Origin of the sequence: Rhodoluna miladensis (SeqCode), assembly GCF_965234705.1 — a bacterium.
Classification (GTDB): Bacteria; Actinomycetota; Actinomycetes; order Actinomycetales; family Microbacteriaceae; genus Rhodoluna; species Rhodoluna miladensis.
In genome coordinates this window covers 905,514-919,468 of sequence record NZ_OZ248465.1, presented here as the reverse complement: position 1 = coordinate 919,468, position 13,955 = coordinate 905,514, and the positions used below count along the sequence as shown (strand labels likewise).

11 protein-coding genes and 1 tRNA gene are annotated in these 13,955 nt (G+C 50.6%); 4 read left to right on the top strand and 8 right to left on the bottom strand.

What is annotated here, in order from left to right:
* Window positions 1-93 precede the first annotated feature (93 nt).
* The 5 genes from AC8GDC_RS04565 to AC8GDC_RS04545 form a co-directional block, all read right to left on the bottom strand.
* Window positions 94-963 (bottom strand): carbohydrate kinase family protein, encoded by an 870-nt coding sequence (locus AC8GDC_RS04565; RefSeq protein WP_506557485.1) that lies wholly within the window; start codon window positions 961-963, stop codon window positions 94-96.
* Entirely contained in the window at window positions 960-1,868 is a 909-nt protein-coding gene (locus AC8GDC_RS04560) for a pseudouridine-5'-phosphate glycosidase (protein ID WP_506557484.1), read from the bottom strand. Before AC8GDC_RS04560 ends, AC8GDC_RS04565 begins: the two co-directional genes overlap by 4 nt.
* A gap of 44 nt (window positions 1,869-1,912) precedes the next feature.
* Window positions 1,913-1,988: transfer RNA gene (locus AC8GDC_RS04555), tRNA-His, on the bottom strand.
* A 38-nt stretch (window positions 1,989-2,026) separates the two neighbouring features.
* The gene (gene orn, locus AC8GDC_RS04550; RefSeq protein WP_506557483.1) at window positions 2,027-2,623 is read right to left on the bottom strand and encodes an oligoribonuclease; all 597 of its coding nucleotides are present in this window, start codon (window positions 2,621-2,623) and stop codon (window positions 2,027-2,029) included.
* A 12-nt stretch (window positions 2,624-2,635) separates the two neighbouring features.
* Window positions 2,636-5,923, bottom strand: a complete 3,288-nt coding sequence (locus AC8GDC_RS04545) for an efflux RND transporter permease subunit (RefSeq protein WP_506557482.1) — start codon at window positions 5,921-5,923, stop codon at window positions 2,636-2,638.
* Window positions 5,924-6,080: 157 nt separating this feature from the next.
* Here AC8GDC_RS04545 and AC8GDC_RS04540 point away from each other — a divergent pair, with 157 nt between their 5' ends.
* From AC8GDC_RS04540 to AC8GDC_RS04530, 3 genes are all read left to right on the top strand, one after another.
* Window positions 6,081-7,070 (top strand): alpha/beta fold hydrolase, encoded by a 990-nt coding sequence (locus AC8GDC_RS04540; RefSeq protein WP_506557481.1) that lies wholly within the window; start codon window positions 6,081-6,083, stop codon window positions 7,068-7,070.
* A 76-nt stretch (window positions 7,071-7,146) separates the two neighbouring features.
* Complete coding sequence (locus AC8GDC_RS04535; RefSeq protein ID WP_506557480.1) at window positions 7,147-8,187, top strand: Atu2307/SP_0267 family LLM class monooxygenase; 1,041 nt, start codon at window positions 7,147-7,149, stop codon at window positions 8,185-8,187.
* Window positions 8,188-8,314: 127 nt separating this feature from the next.
* Complete coding sequence (locus tag AC8GDC_RS04530) at window positions 8,315-8,971, top strand: aquaporin (protein ID WP_506557479.1); 657 nt, start codon at window positions 8,315-8,317, stop codon at window positions 8,969-8,971.
* A gap of 7 nt (window positions 8,972-8,978) precedes the next feature.
* Here the strand turns inward: AC8GDC_RS04530 and gcvP are convergent, their stop codons facing one another.
* From gcvP to gcvT, 3 genes are all read right to left on the bottom strand, one after another.
* Window positions 8,979-11,750: an aminomethyl-transferring glycine dehydrogenase gene (gcvP, locus tag AC8GDC_RS04525; RefSeq protein ID WP_506558468.1), complete on the bottom strand. Its 2,772-nt coding sequence runs from the start codon at window positions 11,748-11,750 to the stop codon at window positions 8,979-8,981.
* Between the two features lie 74 nt (window positions 11,751-11,824).
* Window positions 11,825-12,199 carry a glycine cleavage system protein GcvH gene (gene gcvH / locus AC8GDC_RS04520; RefSeq protein WP_506557478.1) on the bottom strand — a complete coding sequence of 125 codons (375 nt, stop codon included), beginning with the start codon at window positions 12,197-12,199 and terminating at the stop codon, window positions 11,825-11,827.
* Between the two features lie 25 nt (window positions 12,200-12,224).
* On the bottom strand, window positions 12,225-13,325 hold the full coding sequence (gene gcvT / locus AC8GDC_RS04515) for a glycine cleavage system aminomethyltransferase GcvT (RefSeq protein WP_506557477.1): 1,101 nt from the start codon (window positions 13,323-13,325) through the stop codon (window positions 12,225-12,227).
* 116 nt (window positions 13,326-13,441) lie between these two features.
* On the opposite strand from gcvT, the gene AC8GDC_RS04510 reads away from it, so the two are divergent.
* Window positions 13,442-13,849 carry a DUF1003 domain-containing protein gene (locus tag AC8GDC_RS04510; RefSeq protein ID WP_506557476.1) on the top strand — a complete coding sequence of 136 codons (408 nt, stop codon included), beginning with the start codon at window positions 13,442-13,444 and terminating at the stop codon, window positions 13,847-13,849.
* Window positions 13,850-13,955: the final 106 nt, after the last annotated feature.

Below are 13,955 nucleotides of genomic sequence, written 5' to 3'. Positions count from 1 at the left end.
CCAAAGTGATACCACAATACAAGTGTATAACTCTGTGGATAACTTGAAGTTTTCCTTGAAGGTTAGTGCTTTTGGCTGGGGAAAACTCTCAACCTACACTCCAGAGTTGAAGGAAGGCCTAGCTCCTACCAGCGAAACCGCCTTAGAACCGGCCTCTACGCCCGATTTCAGGGCCTTTTGGACTATTTCAGGCCTAAGGTCCTGGAAGCGCTCATTAGCGACCAAGGAAGCCAAGAACCCAGCGCAGAAGGCATCGCCGGCTCCAGTTGGGTCAATCGACTCGGTGGCCAGACCAGCAATTTCAATGCTTTGGCCGCTGGCCCAGTGAGCTTCAGCCCCGTTTTGACCCTTGGTCACAACACTTAGAGCCACAGCCCCTGATAGTCCAAGGAGTTGATCTTCTTCGAGGTTTGGAAAAATCAGATCGGCCTCGGAGATTAGATCTTTGAATTCCTCCAACCCGTGGTCCTTGATGTATCCATAGGAGCCTGGATCAATCGCCAAAAGGGCGCCTGCTTGTTTGACCCTTGCAGCAAAGTCCTTGATCTCCCCAAGAGCTCGACCAAAAAGTGAATACCCCGAGAGATAAACTGCTGCAAATCCTGTTGGATCAATCGATCGAAGATTTAGACCTAGGTTTGCACCACGGTCAGTGAGCATCGAACGCGAAGCTCCTTGAACCAGAACAACTAGTGAACCGGTTGGTTTGGCACTTGACTGAAGAGCGGCCTCTATTCCGATTTGGTCAAGCTCAGCTTCCAGTTTTCTAACATCGGTTAAACCCACGCAACCGACGAATCTCGTTTGAATTCCAAAAAAGGCAAGCCACGATGCAACGTTGGCAGCTTGGCCACCCATGGACTTGTGGATTGCTGAGTTGGTGTCTGTGTTGGGGCGTATCTCAGATTCTGGAATAACGATGACATCTTCGATGACATCTCCAATTACCAGAATCTTGCTCACTTGAGCTCCGCCCAAGCTTTCGCAATATCCGCAGCAACCGCAACGTTGTTGCGAGCTAGATCAAGGTTTACCTCCAGCGATTTACCCTTTGACTCTTCGACGATAAATCCAAGCAGGAATGGGGTGACAGCCTTGCCGGTGACGCCGGCTTTCTTAGCCGCTTCAAAAGCAATTGCGAGCACGCGATCGTGCTCAATCGGATCCCACTGCTTCTCGATTGGAATTGGGTTTGCAACAACCATTCCTTGACCATGGCCAAGATCATCCTGCGCCTTCATGGCGAGAGCAACCTGCTGCGCAGAATCCAAAGACCAGTCCAGGGTGTAGCCAGAGCGGGTTAGCCAAAACGCTGGAAACTCTTTGGTTTTGAAGCCAATCACTGGAACACTTAAGGTCTCAAGTCGCTCAAGAGTTGCTGGAATATCTAGAACCGATTTCACTCCGGCAGAAACCACCGTTATTGGAGTCACCGAAAGAGTTGAGAGGTCAGCGGATTCGTCAAATGTTTCAATTGCGCCTCTGTGAACTCCGCCCAGTCCGCCTGTTGCAAAGACTCTAATTCCGGCTAGCGAGGCTAGGTGGGCGGTTGCAGCAACGGTGGTTGCCCCCGACTCTTTTCTGGCGGCAAGAATAGGGATGTCTCGAACGCTGGCTTTAGCAAGGTCCTCGTTAGCGATGCGATTTATGCCAACTTCATCCAGACCAATTCTTGGCACGCCATCGAGAATTGCGATTGTTGCTGGGACAACCCCCTTGGAGCGAAGTATTTCCTCAAACTCTTTGGCAGCCTCTAGATTTCTTGGTCTTGGTAAACCATGCGAAATTATTGTGCTCTCGAGGGCAACAATGGGCTTGCCGGTTGCAAGAGCGTCGGCGACCTCGGGGGAGGCGATAAAGGAAGTCATTAGATAAGGGTAGCTAGTTTAGGAAGGGTGTTTGAGTCTCAACTTGGGGTGAGTAACGGGACTTGAACCCGCGACTTCCTGGACCACAACCAGGCGCTCTACCAGCTGAGCTATACCCACCATGTCTTGAAGCCTTTTGGCTTCAAAGCCTTTTTATTCTATTGCGTTTGATCGGCGCTTGTCTTGGCCTCAACGCTTGTTGGACCAGGGGCTTCCACCAGCACGGTCTTACGGTAGTAGACCAGCTCGGCGATTGATTCCCTGATGTCGGCAAGGGCGCGATGTCCGCCCGATTTTTTAGGCAGCTGGAAATAAACCTTTGGGTACCACCTGCGGACAAGTTCCTTGATTGATGAAACATCAACATTTCTGTAGTGCAGGTGAGCATCGAGAATTGGCATGTAGCGATTGATAAACATCCGATCGGTGCCGATGGAGTTTCCAGCTAACGGGGCAGTTCTTGCCTCCGGGGCAAATTTCTTGACGTACTCAAGAATCTGTGCCTCCGCTTCTTCAAGATTCAAGCCTTCTGGCAATAGTTCTAGCAGGCCCGATTCTTTGTGCATGTTGGTGACAAATTCACCCATTCCAGCAAGTGAGTCTTCCCGAGGCTTGATAACAACGCTTAGTCCATCATCCAGAATGTTTAGCTCGGAGTCGGTGATTAAAACTGCAATCTCGACCAAACAGTCTTTCTCGACATCGAGACCGGTCATCTCGCAGTCGATCCAGACTAGGTTCTCAGAGGACTTCATAACTAAGCAAGCTTAGCGGGCGGCTTCGGCCAGTCTTTTTGCCTTACCCCTTGGCTTCTTTGGTCCCTTGAGAGCTTTGCGCTCCTTGCGTCCTTCGATCAACCAGTAAAGAACCGGAACAATCACCAGAGTCAAGAGGGTCGAGGAAACTAGTCCACCGATAACAACAATCGCAAGCGGTTGGCTAATGAATCCACCACCGGTAATTCCAAACGCCAACGGCGACAGGGCGAAGATAGTTGCCAAAGCGGTCATCAAAATTGGACGAAGGCGCTGACGGGAACCATCCATGATTGATTGCTGAATTGTTCTACCTTGCTTGCGGTATTGGTTTATAAGGTCGATCAAAACGATTGCATTCGTCACCACAACACCAACCAGCAGCAGCATTCCAATAAGTGCTGGAACACCAAGGGGTGTGTCAGTAATCAATAGAAGACCAAGTGCACCGGTAGCGGCAAACGGAATTGAGATCAGCAAGATTAGCGGCTGAACCAGGCTCGAGAAGGTCGCAACCATAACAAGGTAAACGATCGCTACGGCAGCCAGCAGGGCTAGGCCCAGCTGCTGGAAGCTCTCGGTCTGCTCAGCTGAAACTCCACCGATGGTCGCGGTCGCGCCGACTGGAAGCTCAATCTCTGCAAGCTTGGCTGTGACGTCTCTTGTGACAGCGCCCAAGTCATCAGTGTCTGGGGTAAGGGCAACTGTTGCCACTCGCTCGCCCTTTTCGCTGGTGATGGAAACAGGTGCCTGAACCTCGCTTATGTCAGCAATCTTATTTAGCTCAATCACTCCGCGACGAGTTGGAATCTGAATTTCTTCGATCTCTTCCAAGGTCGCAGGAGTATCTTCCTGAACTAGGAAGATCGGAGTTGATTCGTTCTCAATGTTTACATCACCAATGGATGATGGGCGAAGAGTTGTTGAAACAAGTCCAGACACCTGGATTTCAGTCAGCCCATACTCGGCTGCCTTGACTCGGTCAACAGTGATTTTCAGTGTTCTTTGCTGTTCTGAAAGTGAAGAGGTTATCTCGGAAAGGTTTTCAACTTCGAGCATGCCGCTTCGAACCTTCTCAACGGCTGCAAAAAGTGCCTCGTCGTTGGTTCCTGAAATCTTTATGTCGATTGTTCCAGAACCGCCAACACCTGGACCTCCGCCGGCTGAGATCGAAGTCTCTCCGATGTCAGAGCGTGCGTCGATGCCTTTTTGAATGGCATCCTTGATGGCATCGCCATCTGCATCCTTAGCAAGTGAGACCTGAATGGTTGTGGCATTAGCGTTGCCACCAAAGTTGACTCGGCCATCAGCTCGGCCACCGAAGGTTGCCAAAACTGTTTCAACACCGTCTTGTTCGAGGATTAGTGATTCAACAACATTCGATGCTTCATCGCGCTGCTCAAAAGTGCTTCCAGCTGGAAGTTCTTGGCGAACCGAGAAAGTGTCTCCTCCGAAATCACCGATGAAGTCGGTCTTTAGTTGAGGAACTAGCGAGAAGGTAAAGCCCAACACGGCAGCCGATGCAATCAAGGTGATAACCGGGTGAGCCTGAGTGGTTTTCAAAACTGGGATGTAGCCTCGCTGCAGCCAGCTCTTTTTCTCTTTTTGCTCTTCTACTTCGCGAGCCTGCTCCATCTGTGAAGCAAGCTGGCTTTCGGACATCTGCTCCAGGGAGACTACATTTTTTGGCGTCTTCAGGAACCAGTAGGCCAGCACCGGAACAATTGTTAGAGAAACAATCAATGAGGCTAGAAGTGCGATTGTGAAGCTGAGGCTAAATGGCCTAAACAGCTCTCCGACCACTCCGCCAACTAGGGCTACTGGCAGGAATACGGCCACGGTTGTGATGGTGGCCGAGGTAATCGCTCCTGCCACTTCTTTCACGGCTTGTATAATTGCGCTCTTCTTTTCTTCTCCATATGAGAGGTGTCTATTGATGTTCTCAATAACAACAATCGAGTCATCCACCACTCGACCAACTGCAATAGTTAGCGCACTCAGGGTGAATAGGTTCAGGCTGTAATCAGAAACCAGCAAGCCAGCAAAGGTGACCAGCAGGGAAGTAGGAATCGAGATAGCAGTGACCAGAGTGGATCTGATCGAACCTAGGAACACCAAGATAATCAGGATCGCAAAGGTCAGCCCCAGAGATCCTTCAATGGTTAGGTTCTCAAGCTGCTTCTCAACGAAAGGTCCCTGGTCAAATACGGTGCTGATTTCGACGTTGCCACCAAGCTTGTCGGTGAGTTCTTCAATCTTGGCTTCCACGCCGTTGGAGATAGCAACAGTGTTTCCATCTTGAGTCTTGGTGACCTGAATACCGAGGGAGTCCAAACCGTTTGTGCGAGAAATGGAAGTTACCGGCTCGTAGTCGTATGTGACAACGGCAACCTCTTCGATAGTCAAAATCTCTGGCTCAGCAGGTGCAGCTGGAACACTCGGCGCAGCTGGAATACCTGGAGCACCCTGTCCTGCAGCGGCAGCCGCAGCAGCGGCTTGTGCTGCAGCCGCTTGGGCGGCAGCTGCTTGAGCAGCAGCCTGAGCGTTTTGGGTGTTCGATGAAATCAGCGGAAGCTTCTTGAAATCTTCTAGAGAGTTTACGTTTGTTCCAACTTCAATCTGTAGCTCACCTTGGGTATCGGTGATTGATCCGGCGGGAATGATGAAGCCATTGGCGCGAAGCGCCTCAACGATGGATTGCTGAGATAGTCCGTTATCGCGCAATACTTTGGCCTTGAGATCCAAGGTGATTTCTTTTTTCTTGCCTCCGGCAACGGTGATCTCCTGGATACCTGGGACCTGAGAAAGAATCGGGGTTGCAACATCTGCCAAGATTTCGGCGAGCTCGTTGTTATCTCCTGTGGTGGAGGCAACTGACAAAACAATAATTGGGACGCTATCAAACGAGCCCGAGATTACCCTGGGGCTCACATCGGAGGGGAGTGAGTCCTTTAGGTTTGCAATTACTCGGTTTAGCTCTTCTTCAACGGTGGCAGTAGTGGTTCCAAAATCAAACTCGACCCTTACAACCGAAAGGTTTGCACTGGATGTGGAGCGAACCGTTACGAGGTTGTTTAGGGTTCGAACCTCATCTTCGATAAGGGAAGAAATCTGGGCATCGACAATTTCAGGGGATGCGCCAGGATACGGCGTGACTATGGACGCCTGTGGCACTTCGAACGAGGGCAGCAGCTCCTGCTTCAAAGAGGTCAGGGACAGTAGTCCCGAGGCCACAATCAGTACGGTCAATAGACCGACAACGGAGCGGTTGGCAAGTGAGGCAGTGGCTAATCTGAACAAGGATGTCCCCTAAATAATGAAGTGCGGATTTTTAGTGCAACATCTAATCCAACCACCTAGAGCCTTCTCGCATAAGGCTAAACATTGAATCTCTCAGCTAGTTCCCAGACCTATTGGGGCAAGCGCGCCTTTAGGGTCAGCCCTTTAGGCTAGAGGAATGAAGATTTCAAGAATCCTTGCAGTAATTGGTGCGGTTGTGCTGGCGCTGATCCTGGTTGTTCCCTTTCTGATACCGGTTCAGACCTCAGGCACTGCCACCTATAAAGAGGTAGCGGGCGAGGGGGCAACCTTCGCAAGTGCCCAAGGAATCGATATCTACTACGAAAAAACAGATTTTGCTTGCCAGGAGGGCAAGGATTGCTCCAATCCTCCAGTCATTTTCCTTATGCACGGCTTCGGTGCCAACACCTTCTCATTCAGAGAAGTGACCGAACCTTTGAGCCAATTAGGCGATGTCATCGCCTATGACAGACCAGGTTTCGGACTTTCTGAAAGACCCACCAGCTGGGAAGGGGAGAACCCTTACGGATCGATAGGTCAGGATCTGATTCTTGATCAGCTCATCACTGAGTTTGCCAGCGGGCGCGATGTGATCTTGGTCGGGCATTCCGCAGGTGGAACACTTGCTGCTCAGTACGTGGTGGATAACAAAGACGCCATCCAAGGATTGATTCTGATATCACCAGCTATTTTGTCAACTGGTGGGTCACCTAGTTGGTTGAACTGGGTGTTTAGCATCCCGCAACTAGATCACCTAGGCCCGCTACTGGTTTCATCAATTGCCTCCAGCGGCATGGATCTACTAAACGAATCTTGGTACAACAAAGACTTGATCACTGAGGAAGTTAAAGCCGGCTACCGCGAACCACTTAGTGTCATCGGCTGGGAAGAGGGATTCTGGGAATTCAACCGTGCCCCCAGAGCCTTTGATGTCAAAGACCGTCTAGATGAGATCACTGTGCCAACGCTTTTGATAACAGGAGATGCCGACACCGTGGTTGCAACCGCTGATACTGAAGCGCTCGCAAACATGATCAAGGATTCGGTCCTGTTCGTGATTCCTCAGTCCGGACACTTAGCTCAGGAAGAAACCCCAGCAGACACCATGAAGGCAATCCAAGTGGTTTGGAGCATTCTCACAAGGTAGTTCGGGAACAAACTCGACAGCTTTAGAGTTGGCTTTAGTTATTCAATGGCAAGAAAGCTCTAGGAAAGTGAAGCAAATGGAGATCAAATTTGGTCTAGACACCTTTGGGGATATGACCCTAAAGGACGACGGCACGCCAGAAACTGCCGGCCAGGTGCTTCGAAACGTAGTTGCCGAGGCCGTTCACGCTGAGGCCGTTGGCCTAGATAGCTTTGATATTGGCGAGCACCACAGAGATGACTTTGCGGTTACTTCCCCTGACACCGTTCTTGCTGGAATCGCAACCCAGACCAAGCGCATCAAACTTGGCTCCGGAGTCACAGTTTTATCCTCAGAAGACCCAGTTAGGGTTTACCAAGCTTTCGCAACGGTAGATGCTTTATCCAATGGGCGAGCAGAAATCACTGCAGGTCGCGGATCATTCATTGAATCTTTCCCACTGTTTGGATATGAACTCGCAGACTACGGAGATCTATTCGAGCAGAAACTTGAACTGTTGGTCGAGCTGCTAAAGGAAAAGCCAGTGACTTGGTCGGGAAGCGTTCGCGCACCACTTGTCAACCAAGAGGTTTACCCAAAAACTGAATCTGGACGCATTCCTCTTCGCGTGGGGGTGGGAGGTTCCCCTGACTCTGTGATTCGTGCTGCCAGGTTAGATGCTGCACTTGCGCTTGCAATCATCGGAGGCGACCCGGCACGCTTTGCACCATTTGCAAAGTTGTATCGCGATTCGATGGAAAAATTCGGTCACGCACTAAGGCCAATCTCTATTCACTCACCAGGTCACATCGCAGAAACTGACGAGCAGGCCATCGAAGAACTTTGGCCAAGCTACCAGGCAAGTTTTGGTCGCATCGGTCAAGAGCGCGGCTGGGGTCCAATGACAAAAGGCCACTATCTGGATGAAGTTCATAACGGCAGTTTGTATGTCGGTTCTCCCGAGACCGTGGCACAGAAGATGGCCTACGCAATCAAGGCTGTTGGCGCCCAAAGATTTGACCTGAAATACTCAACAGGACCAATGCCTCACTCCAAGCTAATGAAGTCCATTGAGCTACTGGGAACCAAGGTTGCTCCAAGGGTCAAAGAGCTTTTGGCCGAGCAACTAGTTGGCTAGCTCTGGCTTTTTCGCTTTAGGTCATATTCTTCGGAAGTTCACTTAGTTTCTGGTCCAATCAACTAACCCCCAAACCTTAACGCTCCTAGACTGAAAAGCAATCAGCTGGCGTAAAGGAGCAACCAACGTGAACTACCGCGCACTGCTTAGTGAATACCTTGGAACCACCGTTCTGGTGGCAACTGTTGTTGGCTCTGGAATCATGGGCACCAACCTCTCCGATGACACTCTCGTTGCCCTTTTGGTCAACGGACTCTCAACGATCTTTGTCTTAGGGATCCTGATCCTCACTTTGGGTCCGGTTTCCGGAGCACACTTCAACCCACTGGTCACAATCGCTTTGGCGATTACCAAGCAGTTCCCAACCAAGCAGATTCTTCCCTACGTGTTGTCTCAAGTGCTCGGTGGCATCTACGGCGCCATTATTGCCAACGCCATGTTTGGTCAGGCCATCTTTCAGATCTCGACCACTGCGAGATTCAACGCCGGAACGGCAATCGGTGAGGTCATGGCCACAACCTTGTTGCTGTTTGTGATCTTGTCGCTGCTTAGAACCGACCGAGCCAACCTGATTGCCCTGGCAGTGCCCGGCGTGATTGGTGCTGCGTACTTCTTTACTTCATCAACTTCGTTTGCTAATCCTGCGGTCACCATCGGAAGAATCTTTAGCGACACTTTTGCAGGCATCGCTCCTGAAAGCGTGCTGGGGTTTATTGCATTCCAGATAGTTGGCGCAGCGATAGCTCTTGGTTTAGTAAATCTGATGTTTGCGAAGAAGCGCTAAAAAAGATTTAAGCGAAAGCCTCAATTGGCGGGCACGAGCAAACCAGATTTCGATCGCCGTGCACTGAATCCACGCGTCTAACCTTCGGCCAGAACTTGCCTTGGTGTTGAGAAGGTACCGGGTAAACGGCAAGCTTTCTCGAGTACGGGTGGTCCCAATCTTCGGCCAGCATTCTCGCGGTGTGTGGAGCTTGCCTCAACGGGTTATCGTCGGCACTCCATTCACCGTTTCCGAGCTGGTTGATTTCGCCCTTGATGGAAATCATCGCCGAAATGAAACGGTCAATTTCAACCTTTGGTTCAGATTCGGTTGGTTCAATCATTAGCGTTCCGGAGACCGGGAAGCTCATGGTTGGGGCGTGGAAACCGTAGTCAATCAATCTCTTAGCAATGTCATCTACCGATACTCCGGTGTCCTTGGTCATGCCCCGGATATCGATAATGCATTCGTGGGCAATTAGTCCTTCGTTGCCGGTATAAAGAAGCGGGAAGTGATCCTTTAGTTTCATGGCGATGTAGTTTGCTGACAACACTGCAACCGAAGTGGCATCGCGCAGACTTTGGTTTCCCATCATGCGAATGTAGGCCCAAGAAATTGGCAAAATCGAGGCCGAACCAAACGGAGCTCCTGAGATAGGTCCAAAGTTTGGAAGCTCAATTTGAGCTAGCGAGTGGCCAGGAAGGAATGGAGCAAGGTGAGATCTTGCTGCAACTGGACCAACACCAGGACCGCCACCACCGTGAGGGATGCAGAAAGTCTTGTGTAGGTTCAAGTGAGATACGTCTCCACCCAAAAGCCCAAACTTTGCATATCCAACAACTGCGTTGGTGTTGGCACCGTCGATGTAAACCTGACCACCGGCCTGGTGAACCATTTCACATATGTCGGCGATGGCTTCTTCGTAAACTCCGTGAGTCGAAGGGTAGGTGACCATTAGAGCAGAGAGCTTGTCACCGGCTTCACTAATTTTGGTCTTGATGTCCTCAAGATCTACGTTGCCAAGCTCGTCGCAGGCGACAACAACAACCTTCATACCGGCAAGAACTGCAGATGCTGCGTTGGTTCCGTGGGCGGACGATGGAATTAGGCAAATCTCTCGCTGAGAATCTCCGCGCGATAGGTGATAGCCGCGAATGGCCATAAGGCCCGCTAGCTCGCCTTGGCTTCCGGCATTTGGCTGAAGAGAAATCGCGTCATAACCGGTCACATCGCAGAGCCAGCCTTCAAGTTCAGAAATCAACGATAGGTAGCCCTGGATGTCTTCCTTAGGCGAGAACGGGTGCAGGTTGGAAAACTCAGGCCAGGTGACAGCTTCCATTTCGGTGGTGGAGTTGAGCTTCATGGTGCACGAGCCCAGTGGAATCATTCCGCGATCGAGAGCGTAATCAAAATCTGATAGGCGCTTTAGGTAGCGAAGCATCGCAGTTTCGGAATGGTGAGAGTTAAAGACCTTATGGGTCAAATACTCTGACTTTCGGTCGAGTCCTGCCACTCTGAGCAGGCCAGATGGGCGGTACCCGTAGGAAACTTTCTTGGCACCAAAGACCTCAGAAATTTGGCTGAGGGTTTCTGGACTAATCGTTTCATCAATCGAAATTCCGATTGTTGAGTCGTTGACAACTCGCATTGTCAGATTCTGCTGTCTACCCTTTTCAAAAATAGCTTTTGCGTCGACCCCGGTGACCTGGAAAGTATCAAAGAAGTCAGTTTCGGAAATCGTAAGTCCAGCTGCCCGAAGAGCGTCAGCCAGTGCGTGAGCTTTCTGGTGGACTTCTAGAGCAATTGAGCGCAAACCCTTTGGTCCGTGGTAGACCGCAAACATTCCAGCCATCACGGCAAGAAGTACCTGTGCGGTACAAATGTTGGACGTTGCTCGCTCGCGTCTAATGTGTTGCTCTCTGGTTTGAAGAGTTAATCGGTAAGCAGGCGCGCCATCGGCATCCAAAGAAACACCAACTAACCTTCCAGGCATAGATCTTTCTAGATCTTCGCGAACTGCTAGGTAACCGGCGTGAGGACCACCGAATCCCATCGGAACGCCAAAGCGCTGGGTAGTTCCAACCACGATGTCGGCACCGGCTTCTCCTGGAGGAGCGATCAAGCAAAGTGCTAGCAGATCAGCTACGGCAACGGCCATTGCGTTCACAGCGTGCGCTGCGTCGAAGATTGGCTTTAGTTGTGTCAATCTTCCAGAGGATCCTGGATACTGCACCATCACACCAAAGTATTCGCCTGCTAATTCGGCTGCACCCTTTGCTGCGTCGAAGTAGGCAATTGTGATTCCAACCGGCTGCGCTCTGTGCTCAATCAATGATTTGGTCTGCGGCATGGTGTCGGAGTCAACGTAAAAAACATTGCTCTCGTTTGTTGAAGACCTGCGTGAGAGCAACATGGCTTCGGCAGCCGCTGTTGACTCATCAAGCATCGACGCGTTGGCTGTTTTCATTCTGGTTAGGTCGTTGACCATTGTTTGGAAGTTGATAATTGCCTCGAGGCGACCCTGGGAGATCTCAGGCTGGTAAGGCGTATAAGCGGTGTACCAAGAAGGATTCTCTAGAACGTTTCGCTTAATGACTCCTGGTGTAAAGGTTCCGTAGTAGCCCTGGCCGATAAGTGATGTCGTAATTCTGTTGTTGTTAGCGTGCTCTCGAAGCGCATTCAAAGTTTCTTGTTCGGTAAGTGGGTCTGGAAGCTTTCCTTCACCCTCGAACTGGATTGCCTTGGGAAGAGCTGTGGCCATTAGTTGATCTAGGGAAGAGTAGCCAAGTTCTTTGAGCATGGCTGATTGCTCTTGCGCGGTTGGGCCAATGTGACGGTATTTGAAGTCTTTGTGCTCAGGAAGCAATTTTTGACTTAGCCCTCTCCGGTTAGCGCAGCGTATTCCTCATGGGTAAGCAGGGTAGGTAATTCAGTAAATCTGATCTTGATTAGCCAGCCAGCACCGAATGGGTCATGGTTTACAAGCTCTGGGTTTCCAGAGACGACATCGTTGACCTCAACGATTTCGCCATCAACTGGTGCGTAGAGCTCGCCGACGCTCTTGGTGGATTCAATCTCACCGCAGATCTTCATATAAGTAGTAGAGGAACCAACCTTTGGTAGGTCAACAAAAACAATGTCACCTAGCTTCTCGGCTGCGTACTCCGTGATACCAACGGTGGCAACATCGCCCTCGATTGATAGCCACTCGTGCTCTTTGGTGTATTTCAGACCTTCGCGGTTGATCATCCTGAATTGTTCCTTTAGGGGGTAGTTAGTTCTTAGCTCTTTTATAGAAGGGCAGTTTCACAACTGTAAACGGTGTCACAGCTCCTCTGATGTCTACGCTAATAGGCGTGTCGATTTGAGCAAAATCGGCACCAACGTAGGCCATCGCCACTGGAAAACCAAGGGTTGGCGACAGTGCCCCAGAGGTCACCGCCCCAATCGGTGCAGTGGAACCTTCAACAAAAACTTCATAGTCTGCGCGCGCTGCGCGCTTACCTTCGCCTGCGATTCCAACAAGCATCTTTGTTGGTGGGGTTTCAGACAATTTCGTTAGAGCGGCTTTGCCAACGAAATCCCCAGGCTTATCTAGCCTGACAACTTTGCCAAATCCTGCCTGGTAGGGATTGATATCCAGATTCATCTCGTGACCGTAGAGCGGCATTCCAGCTTCCAACCTCAAAGTATCCCGGCAAGCAAGCCCGGTAGGAAGCATGCCCTGGGTAGATCCCGCAGAGACTAGCTCGTCAAATACTTGACTAGCGGATTCCACGGGAATGTAGATCTCAAAGCCATCTTCTCCGGTGTATCCGGTGCGAGCCAGAAGGCACTTGACTCCAGCAATTTCGGATTCAGAGATTGCGTAGTACTTCAGATCATCTAGTGCGTCAGAAGTAAGTGTTGAAAGAATCGAAACCGAGTTTGGTCCTTGAATTGCCAAAAGTACCCAAGCATCGCTTTCGTCTTTGACTATTGCATCAAAGCCGGAACTACGCTGCTGCATAGCAACTACAACCGCCTCGCGGTTGGAGGCATTTGCAACAACTAGGTAAGCGTTTTGACCAAGTCGGTAAACAATCAAATCATCAATGATTCCGCCAGCTTCGTTGCAGATAAGCGAATACTTAGCGCGGCCAATTGCAATCTCCGAAGCAGCACCGACAAGTGCGAAATCTAGAAGTTCAGAAGCTTGCTTACCTTCAACGAAGATCTCACCCATGTGAGAAATATCGAAAAGGCCTGCGGCGTTTCGAACAGCGTGGTGTTCAGCTAGGTCTGAGCTGTAGCGAACCGGCATCTCCCAGCCGCCAAAGTCGGTAAAGCTCGCTCCAAGTGCCTCGTGTCTGCTCTTGAGTGGAATTGATTTCATGACACCTAATCTAGAGGTGAAACCAGACGTCGAAAAACACTGGCGATAGCCCCCTGCGGGCCAAAACTGTTCGCTCAGTTAGCCTTGAGACAGACTCGATAGAAAGAGGAGACACCATGGCCCGTTGGAACGAACACCCAGCAACTACAAAATTTGGGAAAGAGCAACTCAGTTTCGGTCAGCGAGCTGCGGATGTGCTCAGAAATGCCATGGGGTCCTGGCCGTTTGTCTTTGGCGCTTTAGCATTTCTTGCGGTTTGGATGTATTTCAACTCCGATGGCAAATTCGATCCGTTTCCATTTATCCTGCTGAACCTGATTCTTTCCTGCGTCGCTGCCCTTCAGGGAGCAATCCTTTTGATTGCTGCCAAGCGCGAAGACCAAATCAATTCGGAACTTGCAATCCACACCTACCAAATTGACCTGGAGAACCTGGCTTTGACTAAGCAGGTGCACGAGCTCAGCCTCAAAATAGAGGCGCTAACTGCCGAAATCCACAAGGCGGTCACCAAAGACCAGCAATAGATGTCAGAGGTTCCAATTAGCTTGGGGCCCATGAAGACAATCGAAGTAATGCTTTTTTGGCTCAACAAAATCTGGCCCTGGATTGTGATTCCGACTTTTATTGTCG